The 22388-nt window shown below is 49.3% G+C and carries 24 protein-coding genes, 1 pseudogene and 1 riboswitch; of the genes and pseudogenes, 10 read left to right on the forward strand and 15 right to left on the reverse strand.

Annotation, left to right across the window (positions count from 1 at the left end; all coding sequences use genetic code 11):
- The coding region (locus tag ACFQNG_RS00210; protein WP_379862782.1) for an IS110 family RNA-guided transposase at nucleotides 1-1145 on the forward strand (1145 nt) is incomplete at its 5' end.
- A gap of 235 nt (nucleotides 1146-1380) precedes the next feature.
- On the opposite strand, the gene ACFQNG_RS00215 is transcribed toward ACFQNG_RS00210, so the two are convergent.
- Entirely contained in the window at nucleotides 1381-2007 is a 627-nt protein-coding gene (locus ACFQNG_RS00215; protein WP_379862783.1) for a sterol desaturase family protein, read from the reverse strand.
- Nucleotides 2004-2723, reverse strand: coding sequence for a GntR family transcriptional regulator (locus tag ACFQNG_RS00220; RefSeq protein ID WP_379862833.1), 720 nt, complete (start codon nucleotides 2721-2723; stop codon nucleotides 2004-2006). Before ACFQNG_RS00220 ends, ACFQNG_RS00215 begins: the two co-directional genes overlap by 4 nt.
- A gap of 331 nt (nucleotides 2724-3054) precedes the next feature.
- Here ACFQNG_RS00220 and ACFQNG_RS00225 point away from each other — a divergent pair, with 331 nt between their 5' ends.
- Together ACFQNG_RS00225 and ACFQNG_RS00230 are read left to right on the forward strand one after the other, a co-directional pair.
- On the forward strand, nucleotides 3055-3807 hold the full coding sequence (locus ACFQNG_RS00225) for a sporulation protein (protein WP_379862784.1): 753 nt from the start codon (nucleotides 3055-3057) through the stop codon (nucleotides 3805-3807).
- A gap of 13 nt (nucleotides 3808-3820) precedes the next feature.
- Nucleotides 3821-4441, forward strand: a complete 621-nt coding sequence (locus ACFQNG_RS00230; RefSeq protein ID WP_379862785.1) for an NAD(P)-dependent oxidoreductase — start codon at nucleotides 3821-3823, stop codon at nucleotides 4439-4441.
- Nucleotides 4442-4537: 96 nt separating this feature from the next.
- Here the strand turns inward: ACFQNG_RS00230 and ACFQNG_RS00235 are convergent, their stop codons facing one another.
- The 8 genes from ACFQNG_RS00235 to ACFQNG_RS00270 form a co-directional block, all read right to left on the reverse strand.
- Nucleotides 4538-4783 carry a response regulator gene (locus tag ACFQNG_RS00235; RefSeq protein ID WP_379862786.1) on the reverse strand — a complete coding sequence of 82 codons (246 nt, stop codon included), beginning with the start codon at nucleotides 4781-4783 and terminating at the stop codon, nucleotides 4538-4540.
- A gap of 88 nt (nucleotides 4784-4871) precedes the next feature.
- Entirely contained in the window at nucleotides 4872-5972 is a 1101-nt protein-coding gene (locus tag ACFQNG_RS00240; protein WP_379862787.1) for a phosphatidylinositol-specific phospholipase C domain-containing protein, read from the reverse strand.
- 205 nt (nucleotides 5973-6177) lie between these two features.
- Nucleotides 6178-6462, reverse strand: a complete 285-nt coding sequence (locus ACFQNG_RS00245; protein WP_379862788.1) for an NAD(P)-dependent oxidoreductase — start codon at nucleotides 6460-6462, stop codon at nucleotides 6178-6180.
- A gap of 24 nt (nucleotides 6463-6486) precedes the next feature.
- Nucleotides 6487-6813 (reverse strand): NAD(P)-dependent oxidoreductase, encoded by a 327-nt coding sequence (locus ACFQNG_RS00250; RefSeq protein WP_379862789.1) that lies wholly within the window; start codon nucleotides 6811-6813, stop codon nucleotides 6487-6489.
- Between the two features lie 123 nt (nucleotides 6814-6936).
- A complete protein-coding gene (locus ACFQNG_RS00255; protein ID WP_379862790.1) occupies nucleotides 6937-7377 on the reverse strand; it encodes an Rrf2 family transcriptional regulator in 441 nt (146 codons plus the stop codon).
- Between the two features lie 165 nt (nucleotides 7378-7542).
- Nucleotides 7543-8217, reverse strand: coding sequence for a methionine ABC transporter permease (locus tag ACFQNG_RS00260; RefSeq protein WP_379862791.1), 675 nt, complete (start codon nucleotides 8215-8217; stop codon nucleotides 7543-7545).
- The gene (locus ACFQNG_RS00265; RefSeq protein WP_379862792.1) at nucleotides 8189-9229 is read right to left on the reverse strand and encodes a methionine ABC transporter ATP-binding protein; all 1041 of its coding nucleotides are present in this window, start codon (nucleotides 9227-9229) and stop codon (nucleotides 8189-8191) included. The genes ACFQNG_RS00260 and ACFQNG_RS00265 overlap by 29 nt, the downstream gene beginning before the upstream one ends.
- Nucleotides 9230-9260: 31 nt before the next feature.
- A complete protein-coding gene (locus ACFQNG_RS00270) occupies nucleotides 9261-10079 on the reverse strand; it encodes a MetQ/NlpA family ABC transporter substrate-binding protein (RefSeq protein ID WP_379862793.1) in 819 nt (272 codons plus the stop codon).
- A 133-nt stretch (nucleotides 10080-10212) separates the two neighbouring features.
- Nucleotides 10213-10322: riboswitch (SAM riboswitch) on the reverse strand.
- Nucleotides 10323-10453: 131 nt separating this feature from the next.
- Between ACFQNG_RS00270 and ACFQNG_RS00275 the strand changes: the two genes are divergently transcribed.
- From ACFQNG_RS00275 to ACFQNG_RS00285, 3 genes are all read left to right on the forward strand, one after another.
- Entirely contained in the window at nucleotides 10454-10603 is a 150-nt protein-coding gene (locus ACFQNG_RS00275; protein ID WP_379862794.1) for a hypothetical protein, read from the forward strand.
- 288 nt (nucleotides 10604-10891) lie between these two features.
- Complete coding sequence (locus ACFQNG_RS00280; protein ID WP_379862795.1) at nucleotides 10892-12262, forward strand: aspartate aminotransferase family protein; 1371 nt, start codon at nucleotides 10892-10894, stop codon at nucleotides 12260-12262.
- A gap of 8 nt (nucleotides 12263-12270) precedes the next feature.
- Complete coding sequence (locus tag ACFQNG_RS00285) at nucleotides 12271-13146, forward strand: MurR/RpiR family transcriptional regulator (protein WP_379862796.1); 876 nt, start codon at nucleotides 12271-12273, stop codon at nucleotides 13144-13146.
- A 37-nt stretch (nucleotides 13147-13183) separates the two neighbouring features.
- Here the strand turns inward: ACFQNG_RS00285 and ACFQNG_RS00290 are convergent, their stop codons facing one another.
- Nucleotides 13184-13543 (reverse strand): DUF2512 family protein, encoded by a 360-nt coding sequence (locus ACFQNG_RS00290; protein WP_379862797.1) that lies wholly within the window; start codon nucleotides 13541-13543, stop codon nucleotides 13184-13186.
- Between the two features lie 109 nt (nucleotides 13544-13652).
- Nucleotides 13653-13817: a hypothetical protein gene (locus ACFQNG_RS00295; protein ID WP_379862798.1), complete on the reverse strand. Its 165-nt coding sequence runs from the start codon at nucleotides 13815-13817 to the stop codon at nucleotides 13653-13655.
- Between the two features lie 235 nt (nucleotides 13818-14052).
- On the opposite strand from ACFQNG_RS00295, the gene ACFQNG_RS00300 reads away from it, so the two are divergent.
- From ACFQNG_RS00300 to ACFQNG_RS00315, 4 genes are all read left to right on the forward strand, one after another.
- Complete coding sequence (locus ACFQNG_RS00300; RefSeq protein WP_379862799.1) at nucleotides 14053-14859, forward strand: Cof-type HAD-IIB family hydrolase; 807 nt, start codon at nucleotides 14053-14055, stop codon at nucleotides 14857-14859.
- Between the two features lie 466 nt (nucleotides 14860-15325).
- Nucleotides 15326-15829 (forward strand): DinB family protein, encoded by a 504-nt coding sequence (locus tag ACFQNG_RS00305; RefSeq protein ID WP_379862800.1) that lies wholly within the window; start codon nucleotides 15326-15328, stop codon nucleotides 15827-15829.
- A 423-nt stretch (nucleotides 15830-16252) separates the two neighbouring features.
- Nucleotides 16253-17500, forward strand: a complete 1248-nt coding sequence (locus tag ACFQNG_RS00310; protein WP_379862834.1) for a threonine synthase — start codon at nucleotides 16253-16255, stop codon at nucleotides 17498-17500.
- 306 nt (nucleotides 17501-17806) lie between these two features.
- Nucleotides 17807-19114 carry an amidohydrolase gene (locus tag ACFQNG_RS00315; protein WP_379862801.1) on the forward strand — a complete coding sequence of 436 codons (1308 nt, stop codon included), beginning with the start codon at nucleotides 17807-17809 and terminating at the stop codon, nucleotides 19112-19114.
- A 69-nt stretch (nucleotides 19115-19183) separates the two neighbouring features.
- Here the strand turns inward: ACFQNG_RS00315 and ACFQNG_RS00320 are convergent.
- The 3 genes and pseudogenes from ACFQNG_RS00320 to ACFQNG_RS00330 form a co-directional block, all read right to left on the reverse strand.
- A pseudogene (locus ACFQNG_RS00320) lies at nucleotides 19184-19774 on the reverse strand (MMPL family transporter); the annotation flags it as partial.
- Between the two features lie 18 nt (nucleotides 19775-19792).
- Nucleotides 19793-20785: a hypothetical protein gene (locus tag ACFQNG_RS00325; RefSeq protein WP_379862802.1), complete on the reverse strand. Its 993-nt coding sequence runs from the start codon at nucleotides 20783-20785 to the stop codon at nucleotides 19793-19795.
- Nucleotides 20758-22284, reverse strand: coding sequence for an MMPL family transporter (locus tag ACFQNG_RS00330; protein ID WP_379862803.1), 1527 nt, complete (start codon nucleotides 22282-22284; stop codon nucleotides 20758-20760). Before ACFQNG_RS00330 ends, ACFQNG_RS00325 begins: the two co-directional genes overlap by 28 nt.
- Nucleotides 22285-22388: the final 104 nt, after the last annotated feature.

Genomic DNA, 22388 nt, shown 5'->3' on the forward strand with positions numbered 1-22388 from the left:
TTGCTTTTGTTGTTATGAACATTCTAACAGGAAATCATGATGGATTCACCAGACACGCCCTAGAAATTCGTGCCTTTACATCCGATCATGACAATGTGATGATCTCAGCTGAAACCTCCAAACACTTATTCATGCAATACCTACACGCAGTAGGCTACACCGTTTACTCTATTAACCCGAAAAGCGTAGATCGTGCTCGCGACCGTTTCTCGGTCGCTGGTTCAAAAGACGATTCAAAAGATGCCAGGATTTTGGCCGATTTGATCCGTACAGATGGGCATCAGTATCGACCCATTCGCACGGATAGTCCTGAATTAACAGAGTTGCAAATACTTGTTAGAGATCGGGAGGCTCTGGTAGCCCTCAAAGTCCGTATGGAAAACCAGATTACAACTTGTCTGAAGAGCTATTATCCACGGGCTCTAGAATGCTTTTGCAAATTAGATCAAAAGTCCACCATTCAGTTTTTGAGAGCCTTTTCAACCCCAGAGGCATTTGCTAGCGCTGACCTGAACAGCTTGGAAGAAGTCCTTCGAGGTTGCTACAATTTCCGTTGGAAAAAGAAAGCCCAAGAACTTTTCATTCTTGCGAACCAACGACAATTCCCTGTAAAACGTGCATCCGCCCGTGCTAAAAGCAGATTACTTCTATCTTTGTTGAGCCAGTTGGAGTTGCTGATTGAAAACATTGAGCAATACGATCAGGAAATTGAGAGCTTGGTAAAGTCTCATCCTGACAGTGAGCTGTTTCTTGCACTTAAAGGTGTTGGAACAAATCTTGCTGCCAGGCTTATGGTTGAGTTCGGCGATGATCGTTCCTATTACCCACATGCAAATGCCGTTCAGTGCGAAGCAGGAACGGCCCCCGTCACCAGAAAAAGTGGGAAAAGGCGCTTCGCGCATTTTCGAAGGGCTTGTAAAAAGCCGTTTCGCAATACCATGCAACAATTTTCTTTACAAATGGTAAAATTTGAACCATGGAGCAAAGATATGTTCCAAAAGCATCGAAAACGTGGACGCAGTACAAGTGAAAGTTTACGGATTGTAGCAAATACTTGGTTGCGAATACTCTTTGCTATGTGGAAAAAACGTTGCCATTACGATTCTAAAGTCTTTCTAGATGCACAAATTAGAAATGCCGCTTAACAGGTCTTAGATGAATTAGCGCTATTCTCAGGGGTGCATCCTAAAATTTTCACCAGGCCCTTCACCCTTGGTTTGCTGTTCTCATTTTTCGTTTCAAGCTTAATCATTCACTCCACTATTGACTTAGGGCGTCTTTCAGCTTTGTCCGAGCCGAACAACCTACGCAAATAATCATTCAGAAAGACACCTTCCGGATCAAGCGCGGACCAGTACAAGTCATCGGTCGGTTTCCCGTTCACCTGCTCCCCCCCTTTCGCCGCTCTAGATCTCGAACCGTTTCGCTTTTCTCCACTTCCTTTTCATTTTGAAACGTGCCCATGAGCAGGTCAAAAGCGGGATTGGTTACTCCGTACCAGTAATGTTCATTTTTGAAATGGTGCCACAAGTGGATTTTCTTCATCCAACGCCCCCACGGGGTAAGCGGTTGAACGGGACGGTGGGCAATGTAATGGCACCATTCATAATAAAGCAAGAACCCCACCACTCCGGTAACAAAAGAAACAGTCCATGCGGGACTGGAAGTCAGAAGAAAAACGATCCCCGCGGAAAGGGAAATGAGCGGCAGGCTATACCAACAAGGCAAAAATAACAAGTGCAAATCATTGGGGTCCACATGATGGTCATAATGTAGCCGCTTTACCAGTTTCAACAGGGTTGGATGGTTTGGGGGAGACATGTGGAAGAAAAAGCGGTGGATGAAGTATTCACTCGCCGCATAGGCAAGCATGCCGAGCGCAACCGCAACCCATGCGTGAATGGAAGCCAAATGCGGAATCGTCAACGCCAAGCTGATGACAAAGAACATTCCCGTCAGCAAGATGTCGGGAAACAACATGAATTCTTTCACCACTGTTTTTTTCATGTGCCACCCTCCGTTTCATTGGCCAACGAACGTTGGTTTCGCCATTGCTCCAAACTGCTCTTCATCACTTCCCTCACCAACCGCTCCGCCGCCAGCGAATCCCCCGTCAACGCCACATGCAACAAATCATTGTAATATTGCCGCGAAGCTTCACGGTGTGCGCTCACAGAAAAATAAACGCTCGCCAGCTTCACATAAATGTGATCAAAGCTGTTAAGGATCAACAGATAAATCGGATTTGGAGAAAGGCCGGCCAGACTTTTCTGCAATTGCCAATCAAAGGTCGCAAACGCCTCCGCCCCGTCTGCCAATTGTTCCAGATGGGCCAGTTGCGCCACCACTTTCGGGTGATGGGCGGCCACCGCATCCCGAACATAAGCGGGGGTGAGTGAAACCCTTAATTCCAGTAAATGAGCAATCATTTCATTCGTCATCCGCTCACTGTTGCGAATGATGTTGGCAAGCGTGTTGAGATTGCCGTGCCGCCAATAATCATTCACAATGGCCGGTTGCCCTTTCCTCACCGCCAACCAGCCATCCCGCTCCAACCGTTGAAACACTTCCCTCACAATTGGCCGTCCCACCCCAAGGCTGCTTGCCAATTCACGTTCAGGCGGCAACGCGCTTCCGGCGGAATACTCCTCTTCCAAAATCGCTTTGATCAGTTTGCTTTCAACTTGATCCGACGAACGGGTTGGCAGGCCAACCTTTGCCATCGACTCCAATTGTTCTCGCCTCCTATTTGGTATTACCAAAAATCATTTTTGGTAATACTAATATTTTATCCAATTTTCAGACGTTTGTCCATCCGACAATGTGTCCGTTGGACAGAAGGGAAGGGAGAGAACGGTCCCGTTTCCGCGAGATTCACGCTGAGGGACTGACATGACCGCAACGGGGTATGTTACTATATCATTCGAATGATTCAATGCCTCAGCAAAAGAACCGGTTTGCATAGGTAGAAAAAGCCAAACAAACGGGTAAATAGAAGATAAATGGATCATGACTATTTATACTAATTCATGGAATGAACAATGGAGGAGTTCAATGGTTTTATATCGCTCGCTTGCCAGTTTGGGGATCGGTGCGGCGACGGTGGATGCGCAATTGGAAGAGACCCAATTTTATGCCGGAGATCGAGTGAAAGGGAAAATCGTGGTCAAAGGCGGGAGCGTCTCCCAACAAATCGATCACATCTATCTCTATCTGATCATTCAATATCTCAAACAGGGAAAGAAAACATCCCATCCTCTGGAACGGTACCAGCTTGCCCAACCGTTTGTCATCGAACCGGGTCAAACAAAGGAAATCCCTTTCCAAATCAGCTTGCCGCTGACGACTCCCTTATCGACGGGAAGCTATCCGATCTATTTGAAAACAGGGTTGGATATCAAACATGCCATCGACCCCAGTGACACGGACAAAATCGAGGTATTTCCCCACCCACTGATCCAAAAACTGTTAAAGCAAATCGAAGATGCCGAATTTATCCTGTACCGCATCTATAATGAACATGATCCCAATCACCAGGCGCATCCGTTCGCCCAAGTGTATGAGTTCCGACCAACGGGGAAATACCACGGCTATCTCGATGCGCTGAATGTCGACTTTCATATGAATGAAACGCAAATCACGATGAACATCGAGATGATCCGCTCTACCCAATCGTATTTTACGACATTGGAATGGGTATACAATGGCCCCAACCAAACCGTTTATGTGGATGATCAACAAACATTGACCGATCCGATGAACAAGGTGCAAGAAATATTGAGCAAAAAATGGGGATCATCTCATTGAAAGGGAGACTGATATGAAAATATTCCTGTTAGGCGCCACCGGTCGGGTTGGCGGACGCTTCCTTCACTTCGCCTTGCGTGATGGGCATCACGTCACCGCCCTTGTCCGCAACCCGGAGCGCGTCAATACCCCACATCCAAACCTGACCATCCGCCAAGGCGACGCCCGGCGGCAAGAGAACATCGCGCAAGCCCTAAAAGGGGCGGAAATCGTCGTCAGCGCACTCAGCACCGATGGGACAACCACCTTGACGGACTCTATCCGCTTCATCATCAAAGCAATGACAGAGGAAAATGTCAAACGCATCATCACCGTGGGCACCGCCGGCATCTTGCAAAGCAGAACAGATCCTTCCCTGCTGCGCTATCAATCCAATGAATCCAAACGGTCGTCCACCTTTGCCGCCGAAGAACATCACCAAGTGTACAATTTGCTCGCCCAAACGGAGCTGTTATGGACGATCGTCTGCCCAACCGCGCTGAAGAAGCAGACACGCCCTCAACCCGTTCGCGCGCTGCGCGATTATTTACCGGAGAACGGCACCAGCGTTTCCTTTTCCGACACCGCCGCTTTTGTGTATAAACAGATCTATGACCATGAGTATGTGAGGGCCCGCGTGGGAATCGCCTACTGAGGCATTCTTCACCGGGCTCTCTCCAGTTTAATGAAAAAACGAGGTCTTGTTCGTCCCTGTTTTTCACTTTGCGGATAGATAAGACCATAGGGGTGTTCACAGCATCCCTTTTTCTTGCGCCTTTTTGGCCGCTTGAAGGCGATGTTCCACTCCGTTCATCACCGGCATATGAATATCCATCAGGACGACATCCGGTTGCTCCGATTCACAAAGCTCGATCGCGATGCTCCCATTTTCCACAAGTCCGACCATTTGCATGTCCGGTTCCATATTAAGCACGTTATGCAAACTTTCTCTGATCAACTCTTGGTCATCTACCAGCAGTAGCCGCAGTTTGTCCAACCCCGATCTAGTTCTCCAATATTTACCATGTGGCATTTTCTTATATCCGAAGTCCCGTACGGTAAACGTTGTCCCAGACAAGAATCACTCAGGGCCTGTTTTTATTCATCTGTATCATGACATCAACCAAATCGGTATCATCAAAAAAGTCAACTTCTATGACATTCAGCTTCTGGTTTTTCCAATCGTTTTGCAGTCCATTCAGGACGACCCGGTTCGCTTTGCCCGCCACTTCACGCAAAGAAGATTCCGATATGTTTATCGTTCCTTTGATAATGCTTTCCGTTTGCGGAGTCAGCACCCCTTGCAGCACACAAAAATGGTCGTCATTCGTTTGATTTAACCTCACTTCTTCATCCAGAACTTGCTTTAACACTTGGGTATCCATGGTGTTGGGCCATTTTGATCTCAAAAGGGCATGGCGATCCCAAATCCATTTTTGAAAGTCATTGGCATATCTCTCTCTGATGTCAATGGGACTTTTATATCTTTGATTATCCGTGCCGTATAATACAATGACCCGTTTGTTTTCCTTCCAAAGCCGATGCAATGGAACATTCGCGCCATAGGAGGGGGGAATCAGCATACTTCCAAATATGTCCTGGATCCGTCGGTTCAAATGCAAATATCCATTTTCCGTCATCTCGTGAAAATGCTGAAAATCCAAGATCACCACTTCTTTGGGATGAGTATCCAAAAATCGCTTCGTATCATACAAGATATTCTCAACCGGCTCTCCATATAAGCCATGCAACGTTCTTAAGTTCGTCTCTTGAACGTTGACCTCATTCCATCCTTTATTCCAAACGTTGGGTGCGACACGCAAATCAAAATAACGCACCCCCTTGTGAAGCTGATCTTTCACAGCGGATTGTTGCGTTTGGCTCCATTTGATGGTGATCCCTTTCGCGGCTTGGGCGGAAGCGCTGATCAGGGGGTTGGCCAAGTTCCAGAAATCAGGACCTGGATCTTTGGGGTCGTTGGGATCATCAAAGGTAGCGGTTCCCGAATCATGGGTTCCGGGCAATATGATTTGGTTCAGGCCCCTGTCCCCGAAATTCGGATCACTTCCGCTAACTTGCTCCATCCAGTTTTGATTGTCTGTATCCGCTGCGGCAACAACAGATGGAAACAACATGGAAACGCAAAGCACGAGAACCCCTATGGGGACAATGATCTTGTGTTTCACCGCAATCCCGCCTTTCAGTCAAGCTATATTTCAATCCCACAATTCGATTTTATATTATTCTTTCTATTCTTTAAATTGATTTTATTACTGAATATAAGGGGATCGCTTGTGCTTGCCTTCTTTCTTTTATGTACGGACTTGTGGGAAGGTGACCTTCCCACAAGTCGACTGCTCTTAATTGCACTGTTGGCAGCGTATGCCTGTTTTAATAGGCGACGGTAAACCGTTGACGGATAAAGCGGGGATTTTCGGCTTCATCCAGCATGGCAACGGCATAATCCTCAGCGGAGATATAACTCTTTCCATTTTCATCAGTGACCAGCTGTTCCGTACCGGTGCGGTATGTGCCCGTTCGGGTTTCCGGTTCGATCATTGCGGCTGGGCTCAGGTTCGTCCAATCAAGAGCATCCGTTTGCCGATAAATCTCCAACGCTTCTGCGTGCGCCAAAGCAGTGGGCTTCACGAAGTCCGGGAACTCAGGAGTATCCACAAGCCTTACCCCGGGGGCCACTTCCTAGCTTCCAGCTCCCCCGACCGCCAGCAGACGACGGACCCCGGATTGCTTAACGCCGTCGATGAGAGAGCGGGTTGCCTTCACCAACGCTTCCTCTTCTCCAAATTTGGGTCCATAGGCGCTGATGACGACATCATGTCCAGCCGCCGCTTGGGCGATGCTGGGCACATCGAAAATGTCGCCGGTCGCGACACGCAGGTTCTCATGTTGTCGCATGAGGCGGGACGGATCACGGACAACTGCTGTCACTTGATGTCCGCGTCGCAACGCTTCCTGCAAAATGCGTTGCCCGATCATTCCAGTGGCGCTTACCAAGGCGATTTTCATTGTTTCATTACGTCCTTCCTTTGATGGATTAGTAAAAGAGGGTGCAACCTTCTTATCTTCAGGAGTGGAAATTCCCCCTACGATCAGTTGTAACTTAATCGATTACAACTAGCCGAAAAAAAATTAGTTCGTGGTTTCTCTGTTTTTCTGAATGAGATCAGTAACCAATTGTTTCATGGTGATTTCAGCCAATACTTGTTCCATGGCAATTTGGGCACGCTCCAAAATCAATTGGAGAACAGATTGGATGCTGGCCCCAACCGGACAATCGGGATTGGGCTGTTCATGGAATTGGAAAAGCTGCCCTTCTTCTACCACTTCCACCGCTTTGTATACATCAAGCAAAGTGATTTCGTCCAAGTCTTTGAGAAGGTAAGCCCCACCTGTTCCAGGTCGAACATTCACCAATTCCACTTTTTTCAACTTCCCGATGACTCGGCGGATAACCACGGGGTTTGTGTTTACGCTCCCGGCAATCCATTCCGAAGTGCAATGGGCGTTACCCGCTATGGACAACAGGGATAAAATGTGAACAGCTACGGTAAAGCGGCTACTGATTTTCATAAGTGCACCCACTCCGGAAAAAAGCAAAGGATTGACCTAATCCTGCCAACTGCCGATCCTCGTGGTTCATCAGACAGTTTCAACATTCCCATCTGCATAAAGGCCAACGCCCGCCCCAAAGCTTCGCACTTCGGATTGGGCGTTTCTGATTTCCATACCCCACTGTCAATCCTTTTTCAAACGAGCTGCGATTCGATTTCCCAGCGTTTGCAGTCCCTGTACAAGGATGATTAATAGAATCACCGTCACATACATGACATCCACTTCGTATCGGAGAAAACCATACCGGTACGCTAGGTCGCCCAATCCTCCCGCCCCGACTAAACCAGCCATGGCGGTGGCCCCAATAAGCCCGATTGTGGCGATCGTCAATCCCAACGCGATGGAAGGACGTGCTTCCCGAAGCATGACATGCCAGATAATTTTGCCCGTTGAAATGCCCATTGCCTCAAATGCTTCCAACACACCGCCATCCACTTCAAGCAATGCCGTTTCCATCAGGCGGGCGATATAGGGTGCCGTATACACGACCAACGGCACAATCGCCCCCTCAATCCCGATGCTTGTCCCCACTAACAGTTTCGTAAAAGGCAAAATGAAAAACAACAAGATGATAAATGGGATGGAACGGATAATGTTAATGGCCACATTTAGGGTCTGGTACAGCCAATGGTTTCCAAGACGGGCCCCGGGGCGCGTCAACACCAACAAAACGCCCAGCGGCAAGCCAATCAATACGGAAAAGGCGAGCGAAATGCCCGTCATCTGCAGGGTCTGAATGGCGGCTTCCCATAGCGAGTTCCCCCATGAATCAAGAAATTGGTTGATTTTCGAAAACATGAACATTCGCCCCTTCCACCCGTACACCCCGTTCGTTAAGGAATTGAACGGCTTTCTTTGTTTCTTCTTCACTGCCTTGAAGATGCACGATCAGTTTGCCATAAAGCTGGTTTTTCAATTGCGTCACATTGCCGGACAAAATGTTCGGGTATACATCAAACTGCTTGCTGACCAAAGCGAGCGCGGGTTCACCGGAGGCGGTTCCGACAAACGACAAAGTCACGATCGGCCCCGTTTTCTTTGATTCTTCGACCAAGCTTTGCGACAAGGGTTGATGGAACAGGCTGTTGACAAACTTTTTGGTCGTTTCGTGTTGCGGAGCCGAAAACACTTGCAACAAGTCACCCGTTTCAACAATCTCCCCGTTTTCCATCACGGCGACCCGATCACAAATCCGCTGGATCACGTTCATCTCATGGGTGATCAATAGAATGGTGATCCCCAGTTCTTCATTAATCTTTAACAGCAGTTGCAGAATCGCTTCTGTCGTTTCAGGGTCCAGCGCGCTGGTGGCCTCATCACTCAAGAGCACTTCCGGTTCGTGTGCCAGCGTCCGGGCAATGGCGACACGTTGTTTTTGTCCTCCAGATAATTGGGAAGGGTACGAATCGTGTTTATCCTGCAAACCGACAATGGACAAGTATTTTTCGACCCGTTGATGGATTTCACTTTTGGGAACGCCGGACAGCCGCAGAGGAATCGCGATATTCTCATAAACGGTGGCCGTCTTTAACAGATGAAATCCCTGAAAGATCATCCCAATCTTTTTCCTCATTTCCTTCAATTTCCCAGAAGGCAGGCTGGTTAATTCCACACCGTTCACCGTAACAGTACCGTCCGTTGGTCGTTCGAGCAGGTTCACACAGCGGATGAGCGTGCTTTTTCCCGCACCGCTGTAACCGATCACTCCGAAAATCTCCCCCTTTTTCACATGGAGAGAAACGTCTTTCAACGCAGTAACTTCCTTTTTTTGCGTGAAAAATGTTTTGGATACGTTCGACAGTTGAATCACGCTCTTCCCTCCCCGTCTTTTGCGCGAGTCCTCACCATGACGGAATCACGGACCCCTTGAATTCCTTTTCGATAAATGCTTTCACTTCAGCGGAACGATAAGCTTTTTCCAGTTTCTTTAGGACCGGGTCATTTTTGTTCTCCGTACGGACAGCGATCAAATTCACATGCGGCGAATCTTTGCCTTCCATAAAAATGGCGTCTCGGGTGGGCACAAAACCATGCTCAATCGCAAAGTTCGTATTGATCGCGGCCGCTGTCAGTTCACCCAGCTGACGCGGAATTTGAGATGCTTCCAGTTCCACAAATTGCACATTTTTCTTGTTTTCCGCAATATCCTTTACCGTCAAATGGTGGCCCGTGCCTGGTTTCAGCTTAATGACTCCCGCTTTTTCAAATAATTTCAGCGCCCTTTCCCCGTTCACGGGATCATTGGGAATCCCCAGCTTCGCTCCATTGGCTATCGCTTTGAGATCCTTAATCTTGTTCGAATAGATCCCCATCGGGAACGTAACAGTATGAATCACATCAACAAGATCAAGATTGCGGTCTTTTTTAAACTGTTCAAGATAGGGAACCGTTTGGAAACTGTTGGCGTCAATCTCTTTTTCTGCCAGCGCCACGTTAGGCATGACATAGTCGTTAAACACTTTGATTTCTATATCCAGACCCTCTTTCTTGGCCACTTCTTTCACTTGTTCCATAATTTCCTCATGTGGTCCCGCGGTGACCCCCACGACCAGTTTGTTATCACTCAGCTTTTTTGTCTCTCCGCCTGATTGGCCACTGCACGCTACCATGATAGATGAAAGTGTGAGCGTGACAGACAGCAACCATCCCCATTTTTTCATACCGTGAATCCCCCTTGTCTTTTTGTTCTCCCGTTCTGTTCGTTTCAAAACAATCTGTTCTGCCACCCCTCCTTTCTATTAAAAAAGCCCCTCTGAAAGGTTCAGAGAGGCGTTTACGATCGTAACTCCTTCTCTCTTATCTTTCAAAACATTGCGTTTTGCAGGAATTAGCACCTATTCGCGTCCTATGCGTTTGGTTGCCGGGTTTCATCGGGCCAGTCCCTCCACCTCTCTGGATAAGAGAATCCAAATTTATTTCATTGTATTCTTATAGAATTATTCGAATTATAACCATCGGCGGACTCACCGTCAAGCATAAAACGCATAAAACCATGGACATTAAAAAGAAAACCCGATAATGAGCTGGTTCTTATGTGGTCGAAGTGGATCAAACAGACGCCGATTTAAGCACATCTGAAAAAACGGACCAACGATTGGTTGACGATCAATATGAGTTCGCTTATGTGGGCCCATTTGAGCAAAGCATCCAAGTCCCCAATGATGTGAAACTTAGTTGCTGTTGATGTGAAGTAGCAATTCCATCAACCGATGGTTCATGAACAACCCCAGTCGATCAGGCTGGGTTTATTTTTTTCTGGCACGCCCATCATCCATCATCTTCCACAAGTCAGGAATCCGGGCAATTTAAATGGATTCACGCAATAATCCCCGATATTCCGTCTTCCAGTTGCGCCCAAGAACGATAAATAGGCTCAACCGTGTTCGACAAATAGCAATTCTTGCGCATAATGGAGTATATACTCCATTATTTTAAAATTACGGAGTGAATAATGACGAACGAGGTGGCCATAATGGAAACACGCGCTTCATTTCTCCATGACACGACACGTTCCGCCCAGATTTATAAAGAAGCGGCCCGTTGGATACCCGGAGGGGTGACAGCCAATATCAAATATTTCGAACCGTACCCGATTGTGATGGAATCAGCCAAGGGTCCTTATCTTCATGATGTTGACGGCAATCAGTATGTTGATTACAACTTATGTTATGGAGCGCTCATTTTGGGGCACGGTCATCCGGCACTCAGTTCCGCGCTTCAACAACAGCTTTCGCAGATCGGCACGGCGATTTTCGGAACGCCCCACAAGTTGGAAACAGAGATGGCTCGAAAATTGGCCGATTTATATCCGAGCATCGAACAAGTCCGTTTCACCAATTCGGGATTGGAAGCCACCTTGTTGGCGATTCGTTTGGCCACCGCATGGACCGGAAGAACAAAGCTGGCGAAATTTGAAGGGCATTACCATGGGAGTTATGATCAAGTGTTGATCAGTGTGAATCCCCACAGAAGGGATCTTGCACATCCCCCTTCCCCGACTGCCGATTCAAACGGCTTGCCTGATTATTACGCGGAAAACACCGTGGTGCTTCCATTTAACGATTTGGACCAAACCGCAGACATCCTGAAAAAGCACCGCCACGAAATCGCCGCCGTGATCATGGAGCCGATACAAGGAGGATTTATTCCACCTGATCCAGCCTTTTTGCGAGGTTTAAGGGAGTTGACGCGCGAGTATGGCATGGTGCTGATTTTTGATGAGGTGAAAACAGGATTTCGCATCGGCCTATCAGGAGCACAAGGTCGGTATGAGGTGATTCCCGATTTGACCGCCCTGGGGAAAGTGTTGGGCGGCGGCTTCCCCGTCGGCGCCGTGGGCGGCAAAAAAGAAATCATGGAATTGTGTTCACCCGCGGGAAGAACCGACATTTTAACAACCGATTCGCAACCGGCCGCTCACGAACATACTACGCCGTTGTTTCACAGCGGCACCTATAATGGGCATCCACTCATTCTTGCCGCGGGATTGGCCACCATTGAAACTCTTCAAACAGGTGGGGCTTATCAGCAACTGGAGGAAAGCGCAATGAAACTGCGCACGGGGATCGAGCAACTGTTGAATGTTCATGGGATCGTGTCACAAACAGTGGGGGTGGGAAGTATCTTCAATCTTGTGCTTAAGGAGGGCTCTGTGCGGCAAATCCAAGATGTGTTGGAATCAGATCTGTCCTTGCGCAAAAAATTGGATATGCATATAGTAAGCCACGGAATTTTCATTAAACCGCTTAACCGTTTCTCGATCTCATTGGTTCATACCTCCAAGGTAATCGATGAAACGCTTGAACGGTTTGAACATGGAGTCAAAAGACTGGTTCGAAAGTAGGGATGCCTATGCCTGAGCAGAATGATATATTTCGGAAAATCCGCGAAAACAGTAGCAGGATGAGTAAAGCGCAACGGCAAATCGCCGACTACATCGAAGCCCATCCTGATACCGTGCCCTTTTTGACGACTGCGAAATTGGCGGAACACGTGGGGGTAGGCGAAGCGACCGTCATTCGTTTCGCGACCTTCCTCGGTTTTTCGGGATTCACTGAAATGCAACATAGCTTGCAAGAACAGCTCCGCAAACGGGTGACAACGGTCGAACGATTGGATTTAGCCAAAGAGCGGTACCCGGAAGAGCAACGAATCGCTTATGAAGTACTGATGGATGACATATCCAACTTAAAACAAACCATCCAAATGTTGAACGCGGAAATGTTTGGCCAAGCCGCAGAAAAAATCCATCAGGCCCCGTCAATTACCATCGTTGCTTTGCGAAGCTCCCATTCCTTGGGCTTTTTTCTGGCCTTTTATCTGCAAATACTTAAGAAGAGCGCTAACTTGATCACCGACTCCGATGCGATGTATGAAAAGCTTTCCACCCTTCGCCCGGAGGATCTGGTCATTGGGATCAGCTTTTCCCGTTATACATCGCGAACGATTGAAGCCCTGCAATATGCGCGGAAACGAGGGGTTCAGACGTTGGCCATCACCGATGCCCATAGCTCACCTTTGGCTGGTGTGTCTGATTGTTATCTCATCGCCGCCAGCGGTCTCCCTTCTTTCCTTGACTCTTTTGTGGCCCCTCTCAGCCTGATCAATGCATTGTTGACAGCCGTGGCCAGGATGAATGAACAAGAAGTCACCCCGCACTTACAAAACATGGAGCAATTGTGGGAAAATGAAGGAATTTACTACTCCCCAACAACGAAAAAGCGATGAGGGGGTGCGCCCCCAAAGACAGTCCCATCCGTCAGCTTCAGCTTGCCGGTTCTTTCTGTGCCCGGCCCGTTCGCAACAAATAGACATGTTGAAAATGCTCGGTTACCGTCAGCAACCAAGCTGTCAAAAAACTGCCAAACCAATGGGTTACCGCACCCGGCAAAACGAGGCCACTCGCATAGACAAGCAATGAAGCGGCCAAAAAATCCAACGCGTTGCTGATCCACAGCCGTCCCCGTTTTAAAAAGGCGACTTCCATCAAGTGCCCCACCAAGGCCAACACTAGCCCGACCATGATCGGTTGAATCAAATTGGGGTAGTAGATATCTTCAAGAAAAAAATCGGCCAAGATCACCGCAATGGGGCAAATCACGATCTTCAGCCATAATCCCGTCATCCCGTTTCCTCCTTCTCAGCGAATTTATGCTACTTCACAGGTTGAGGAAAACCCCTGTCCCACGGACAGAGGTTTTCACCCATTTCACTTTCTCCATAACAATGGGTTATTATTCTTTTTTCTCATCCGGAAGAACCGTCCTGTCCGGATGCAGATTGTAAGCTTCTTGGATGCCTGCCGTCACATGCGTGCCGGGGTCATGCTTCGCCGGATAATTGGCCAACTCACCGTCAGTCCACTCTTCTCTGGGATTCGATTCCCATTCTCTCTTCATCCAAACACCCCTTTCTATTACGTATTCTTATCTTCTTAATCGACCTTATTCATGATGCAAGATGTCTCATTAATCTGTTACTTTAGGGCTGTTGGGTCCAGGCATGGCGCACCCATACCAACTCCCAGGCTTACGTCAGCAGATATGCCAAGCACATTTGATATGGCACATGTTTCCCTTTCGTGGGATGATAGAAAGGGAGCGATCACCTTCGTTTTCAGAAAGGAGCAAACGGATGAATCAACCACACTTGATCGTCATTGACTTGGATGGAACCACCTTGAAAGGGGACAAAACCATCTCCGCAAGGACCAAGCAAACGCTGAAACGCGCGATGGACGCAGGCCATAAAGTATGTATCGCCACAGGCCGACCTTACCAACTGAGCAAAGAATATTATGAAGAACTGAACCTTGATACGCCGCTGATTAATTTTAACGGGGCTTTTGTGCACCACCCGCGCGATCCCCACTTCGGTTCGTATCACTCCCCCCTGCCTTTGCCCACCGTCAAACAAGTGATTGCCACATGTGAAGCATTCCATGTGCGCCATATCATGGTGGAAGTGTTGGACAATGTATATATCCGTGAACAAGATGGCATATTGGAGAATTCTTTTATCGCTTCGGAACGCTTTGTCCATAAAGGCGACTTGCATCAGATGTTGAATGAGGAACCCACCTCCATTTTGATACAACCGCAGGACGAAAATTTAGATGAACTGTTTGCCCATTTGCAGAATGCGCATGCAGAAGTGATCGAACAACGCAAATGGGGGGCGCCTTGGAATATCATCGAAATTGTCCGTCATGGCATCAATAAATGGATCGGTGTGCAGAGAATCGCCGCTTATTATGGCATCCCCCAGGAACGCATCTTCGCGTTTGGCGACGAAGACAACGACCTGGAAATGATCCAACATGCGGGACGAGGCATCGCCATGGGCAACGCCATTGCATCCTTAAAAGAAGTGGCCGACTCGGTCACCACCAGCAACGATGAAGACGGAATCGCCGTGTATCTGGAAAACGTGTTGTTGTGATGGAAAATGAAAAGAGACTTGGGCATGGAAGCCCAAGCCTTTTTCGTTTTAACACTTTTAGCCGCGTCCTCAAGATCACGAGGACAGGCCCGCGGCGGAGTTCGACGACGGAGCAACTTCTATAAGGCGACCAAGGAACGCAGACTCAAAAATTGACTCCGAGGCCACTTTGTCAGCAAGCTCAGAGAGGGAAACCTCTCTTTTTTTTATTGTAGAGAATTCAACATGATCGTTATCGGCTCAAATGACCATCGGGTAGATCCGGGATAACTCGGAATAACTATAAAGATGGATATGGTTCTAGCATAATTCGCGAACATATGTTTTATAATATAGGAAGCGACCGCATTGTAAAAGCAGCATGCTCTGTTCGGCATTGCATCCATTCGAGCAACTATGCCACAGAAACAGCAGGTCGCATAATGTAAAACCGAATCCAATCTGTGAAAAACGGGGGAATGGAATAATGTATACCACCATCGCGGAATTTATCGAGGAGTGGAGCCAAGAAGCGGCCTCTACTCAGAAAGTGCTGGACACTTTGACGGATACGTCTCTCCAACAACAAGTTTCGCCTAATAGTCGCACGTTGGGGGAAATTGCATGGCACATCATAACCAGTACACCTCAATTTCTTTCCCACTTCGGAATTACCATTGACACGGTGAAAGACTCAGCCACTGTTCCATCCTCAGCCAAGGAAATCGCTGAGAACTTTCGAAAAATAAGTGCCGACGCAACGGAATCAGTGAAGCGGCAGTGGACAGATGAATCCTTAAAGCAAGTTCAGAATGCATTTGGTAGGAATTTGCCGAATGCTGCCATACTTTCACTGCTCATCAAGCATATCATTCATCACCGTGGACAAATGACGGTTCTCATGCGTCAAGCTGGGCTAAAGGTTCCTGGAGTTTATGGTCCTGCAAAAGAAGAATGGAGTCAGATGGGAATGGAAGCTCCCACGATTTAATAATATAACGTGTCGTTTTCCGAGTAGCGTATCGAGTCGAAGGGGGTGACTGCCCCCCCGTCCTCCCACACCACCCCATCCAAAAGCGCACTTGACAGATCGGTTTAATTCGATTAATCTGTAACACAAATATTGATGGCTGATCGGAACACCGAAGGCCCCCATCACCTGCGGAAAACCGAAGGGATTGGGGCCTTTTTTAACGGCTCCATGGCACGAAGCCGCTTTTATCCACTTCATGGATCAAACGGCACAGGTCAGCCCATCCTGCCTGAATCCAACGTCATTCACTTTATTTTCATAAATGAATACATCTGCAAAAGAAGGATTGGTCCAGGGTGTCGTTTGAGCGCCACCTCGATGGTTCCGGTTTGTCTTTTATTGATGTATTCCGCTTCAATGAAGGAACAAAATGGAGGCGATCTGATGTTTAGCTACGCCACACACTTAAGCTGCCCCAAATGCGGCGCCATTTATGGGATCGACCGTGTCAATCAGTTATGCCGCTGCGGTTCGCCGCTTTTGGCTCGTTATGATTTGGAGGCATTGCGAAAAACGTGGAAACGTGACGATATGCGGGGACGACCCAACCATCTGTGGCGATATCACGAATTGCTGCCCGTCCGCCAACCAGCGCATGTCGTTTCTTTGGGCGAAGGGATGACCCCATTGCTTCCCTTGCCTCAACTTGGCAAAGACATGGCCATCTCCCGCCTGCTTATGAAAGACGAAGGGGTGATCCCCACCGGCACCTTTAAGGCACGGGGTGCGGCGGTAGGCGTATCGAAGGCGAAAGAGCTGGGCGTCAAGGAACTGGCCATGCCCACCAACGGCAATGCCGGAGCGGCTTGGTCACTCTATGCGGCAAGGGCCGGAATCCAGTGCCATGTCGTGATGCCGGTCGATGCCCCCATGATCACGCGAAACGAATGCGCCATCTCCGGCGCTCACCTGTCCCTGGTCGATGGCTTGATCAGTGATGCCGGCCACATTGTCGCTCAAGGGATCAAAGAGTTACATTGGTACGATGCTTCCACCCTCAAAGAACCTTACCGCATCGAGGGCAAAAAAACGATGGGCTTGGAAATCGCCGAACAGCTGGAGTGGAATCTTCCCGACGTGATCATCTATCCCACGGGGGGCGGAGTCGGATTAATCGGCATTTATAAAGCCTTGTCGGAGTTGCGTGACCTGGGTTGGGTTCGCGATCAACTTCCCCGCTTGGTGTCGGTGCAAGCGGAAGGATGCGCGCCCATCGCCAAAGCATGGGAAGAAAAGAAGCAAACATCTGACTTCTGGAACGATGCCTCCACCGTCGCCTTTGGCATCAACGTCCCCAAAGCGCTGGGGGATTTCCTTGTGCTTGATGCGATTTACCGCACGGCGGGTTGCGCGCTGGCCGTCGATGATCATTCCATATTGCAAGAACAAAAGCGAATCGCCCAGATGGAAGGCGCGTTCGTCTGCCCGGAAGGCGCCGCCGCCTTTGTCGCGGCCCGTCGCTTGAGACAGAATGGGTGGATCAAAGAAGGAGAAACCGTCGTCGTGTTAAACACCGGAGCGGGAATCAAATATCCCGACACCGTGCGGACAAACCCGCCCCTGCTCCAACCGGGCGAACCCCTCCCCGTTTTCCAAAGCGGCGATCCGCAACCATTAAAACCATCCTAAAACCCACTTCTTTGAAAAAGACGGGTGAGCTTGCCCACAAAGTGCCGCTCTTCGTTCCTTGGTCGCTTTATCTGGAAGTAGCTCCGCTTTCAAAAATCTTCCTCCCATCGTGTTTGTCATCTTCCTGACCCACCTCTTTGATGAAGGTGGGTTTTCTTGTACGCCTCCCCTTTCTTTACCGTGAACAGCCCTTCCACCCCAGCCATTTTCCAAACATCCACTCTATCTTTTGCATCAAAAATGCTATATTATATCAAATTAAAACCATTTATTTGCTGCCCATTTTAAGAAAAGGAGAAACGCATGATGAAGAAGGCATTTACTCATTGCAGGATCTTCACATTGGATGAACAAGGAACTGAATATGAAAACGGCTGTATCATCGTCAATGATGACACGATCGAATACATTGGAGAACATCACGATGCCTTCGTTCAAGCATGCGACGAACAAATCGATTGGACAGGCAAGTGGGTGATGCCCGGGCTGGTGAACAGCCATGTGCACATTGTCATGAACATCCTCCGCGGCTCCGCTGAGGATTTGAGCTTGCACCGCTGGCTAAACGAGAAAATATGGCCGTTGGAGTCGAAATTCACCACCGAAATCGCCGAAGTGAGTGCCCTCGCCGCCATGATCGAAATGATCAAGTCCGGCACCACCACCTTTAACGATATGTATAATCCGATCGGCTTTGATTGCCTCCATCTGTACGAAACCATCAAACAAGTGGGACTCAAAGGATTTTTTTCCTATTCGCTGTTCAGCTCCACTGGCTCCGATAGAGCGGAAGCCGATACACTGGCCAAAGCAAGGGAAACAGCCAAACACATCCAACGGGACGGATCGCTTATCTCCACGATGATCGCCCCGCACAGCCCTTATGCCTGTTCGACTTCCCTCTTGCGGAAATCGGCCGAACTGGCGGCGGAATTGGGGTTGCGACTCCATATCCACGTATCGGAAACGGAGCGGGAGGTGGAACTCATCCGATCCCAATATGGCCTGACCCCTGTTCAATATTTGCGGGAGCTCGGTTTCTTTCAGGCGCCCACCATCTTCGCCCATGGCGTGGTGCTGGATGAGCGGGACAGGGACATCCTGCTTGAGACGGAGACCACCATCGCGCACAATCCCGTATCCAACCTTAAGCTGGGCTCAGGCATCGCCGACATCACCGCATTAACCCGGCTGGGGGTCAATGTGGCCATCGCCACGGACAGCGTCGCCTCCAACAATAACCTCGATATGTTTGAAGAGTTGCGGATCGCCGCTTTGCTGCAAAAAGGGGTGCGCAAAAACCCGGAATTGATTCCGGTGGACGAGATTTTGAGGATGGCGACACACAACGGGGCCAACGGCTTGGGCCTTTCGCAGACGGGTATGCTCAAGCAGGGGTATGCCGCCGATTTCATCACCATCCATCCCGCCGATAAGATCCATCTCACCCCGTTTACCCATGCCCTGTCGCACTTGGTGTATTCCGCCAGCGGCAAAGACGTGCAAGACAGTGTGGTCAACGGCAAGTTCGTCATGAGGGACAAGCAATTGTTGACACTGGATGAGGAGCACATCAGCTGGGAATTGAACAGACTCTTCGACCACTTGCAATAGGTTGGCTCTCATCACATGGCAAACAGCCTGCGGACGCGGTTCCGCAGGCTGTTGGTGTCTATCCGGTATTCAATCCTGAATCGCCTGTACCCGTTCATTCATTTTTTCTCTTGGTCTCCGTTCTTTTTCCGTCAGCCGCTCCACCAGCGCAATCACCGCCGGAATAAAGAGAGGCAGGATGAACAAGGACAGCAAGAGCAAAGCCTGGATGACGACGGTGGAAATTTGCAATAAAGTGGTTACCTCCGACGGAAACATCGCCGCAAACGTTCCACACAAAATGATGGCGGCTGATATGACCACACCGCCCGTATGTTTCGTCGCTTCCTTAATGGCGATCGTTGGGCTGTGCAACTCGTATTCTTTATAACGCATCAGCAAGAAGATGCTGTAATCGACACCCAACGCGATGATCATGATAAAGGAGAAGAACGGCACCGTCCAAGAGAGCCCCTGGTAATGGAATAAATGATGGAAGCCGTGCTCCGTCACCGCCAACGAGCTGAAGTAGGCCAGGACCAAAGCCGCGATGATGCTTAGGGACAGCCAGAAAGAGCGGAACAGGAAGATTAGAATCAGGCCGATCCCGATCAGCATCAAGATGACCGTGCGGCTGAAATCCTCCGAAGACATCGATTGTAGGTCGCGGTTAATGGAGGAAACCCCGCCGAGCCCAAACTACGCCTGTTCATAAGGCGTATTCTTCAACGTGTCGCGGACGGTCTCTTGAATGGTTTGCGCCACTTGCATCGCTTCTTCACTATAGGGGTCCGCTGCGAGAGCCACGGTCCATTTGGCCAATGTTCGGTCTTTGGACATGTACATATCCAGCGCTTTCTGGAAATCCTTGCTCTCACGCGCTTCTTTCGGCACAAAAAAAGTCCGCGTCGCATCGGAAGCAGTCACTTGACCCAGATAGCGGTTCGCCTCGGACAACCCATCGGAAATTTTGTCCACCCCTTCCGCGCTGGAAGACAAACCCGTTTGCAGTTGCCTGATGCTGGATGCAAACTGACTCAATCCTTCATCCAATCGCTTCTGACCTTGATTGATCGATCCCAGTCCGGCTTCAATTTGATTGACCGCGCCGATCGTCTGAGCCTGCCCGCTGGACAAACGCTTCGCTCCCTGCGTCATTTGGGTGGCCGCATAACTCATCTGCTTTTGGGCGACAGCGATCTCCGCCAAGCCGGCATTCGCCTTTTTCATTCCCTGGGCGGTTGCGGACAGGGACCTGTTCAACGCATTCAAGTTGCTTTCCAAACCCGTCGCCTGGGCCGACAACTGATTGCTTTTGTCTTTGATTTCTTCCGCATGGGGATCATTCGGGTCCAACTTTTCCGCGGTTTGATTGATCTGCACGGCCAACCCCTTGATTGCCAGCACTTGCTGTTGAAGCGAATTCGCCCCGGATGCAAGCAGGTCCAGCCCGTTGGATATTTTCAGATACTCCCCCAACAACTTTTCATGATGGCTGGAGATTTTTTTCAACCCGCCATCCAGTTGGGCCAATCCTTTGGCCAATCCCGGTTGTTTGGCGGTCCCTTGGTCCAGTCCGGTTTGAATCCGCTTCATCGCTTGTCGCACTTGATTGAGCCCATCTTGGGCCGCCGCCGTTCCCTCCACCAATTTCCCGACTTGATTCAAGTCGCCATTGGTTGCAGCGCCCACCTTCTCTGAAGCTTGGGATAACCCTGATGAAATCTCATCCAAGCCATCCGTCGATTTCTCAATCCCGTCTTCCACCCCTTTGGTTTGATCATTGAGATGAATGATTCGATCGGCACACCTCCAGGCTGGGTTGGGCCGTATACCGTGTCCACACCCGGAATCCAGCTCAGCTTCTGGTGGAGTTCATCGAGAAACGCCAGCGCTTCCGGCGAATCCAACCGCTTATCGGCTTTAATCACCACGGTCGTCGGCAATGTCTGCCCAGGTCCGAAACTCTCAGCCACGATGCGAAATCCCCGCACCGACTCATACTTCGGATCCACTTCCTGCAGGCTGTCAAAAGACAACTCCCCTTGATAGAGGAAAAGGAAAGCCGACAATAAGACAACCAACAGGATCGAGATGGCCGGGCGCTTGACGGAGAAATGGGCCAATTTACTCCACAACCCATTCTCCCCGTGCGCATCCAGCTTCTTGGCGGGCCAGAAAATCGCTTCGCCCAGAACCGCCATAAAGAACGGGATCACCGTATAGATGGACAATAAGAGAAACGCGATCCCGATCGCCACAGCGACGCCCGATTGATACACGCTGAACTTGGAGAATCCAAGCATGCTGAATCCGATCAGCACAGCGAGCCCACTGAAGAACACCGTCTTGCCCGCTGTACGGTATGTGGCCGCAATCGCATCCGCAATCGAGCGCTGTTTGCCAATCTCTTCTTTAAACCGCATAAACAACAAGATGTTATAGTCAGTGCCGATGCCGAATAACACCAAAATCAAAAAGGTTTGCGTCGTGTTGGCGAACGGAAAATCAACCGCCTCCACCAAATGCGACACGACCCCCATCGAAACCACGTAAGTTAATCCCACGGTGAGCAATGAAATGATTGGCGTGATGGGAGAACGGAAGATGATGATCAACACCGTCACGATAAACATCACAGTTAAAATCTCTGTTTTCTTCACTCCATCCAACGAGGTTTGCGCGAAATCCTCGTTAATGAACTCATTTCCCGTCAAGTATGTGTGAACCCCACTCACTTTCACTTCTTGTGCCAGCTTTTGCCGCAATTCGGCTACCGTAGCCTTGCCTTGTTCGATGGTGGCGACCGCCATCACCGTTTTTTTGTCTTTGGAGATCAACTGCCCTTCCGACTCTTTACTGGAAAAGGGATGCAAGACGGAACGAACCTGAAGCCGTCGGTTGTGTTCCAACTTGATCAGCTTCCGTTCGATCGCTTCCAGTTGCCCTTCCGTCAGCTTCTTGTCTTCATGGAACACAATCAAGGCATTGACGCTTTTCTCGCCTTGGGCATGTTGATCCATCTCCGCAAGCAGGTCGGAAGCGATGCGGGACGTATATTCAGCCGCAATTTCCGGTTGCCCTTTTTCCCTTACCAGCTGATCGGTGGAAGGCATCGTGACAAAAAGCGCAACCGTCGTGGCAAGCCATAACAACAGCAACAGCCACTTGACCTTAAGGACCCATTTCATCCACCCATCTCCTCCCTTGACATCTGACTCACAAGTCAGTTTATCAAGGAAAAATAAATCAAATCTAAATCAAATATGAAAAAAGCTAAAGGAAATGAGTCGAT

The organism is Laceyella putida, from assembly GCF_042665195.1.
Classification (GTDB): domain Bacteria; phylum Bacillota; class Bacilli; order Thermoactinomycetales; family Thermoactinomycetaceae; genus Laceyella; species Laceyella putida.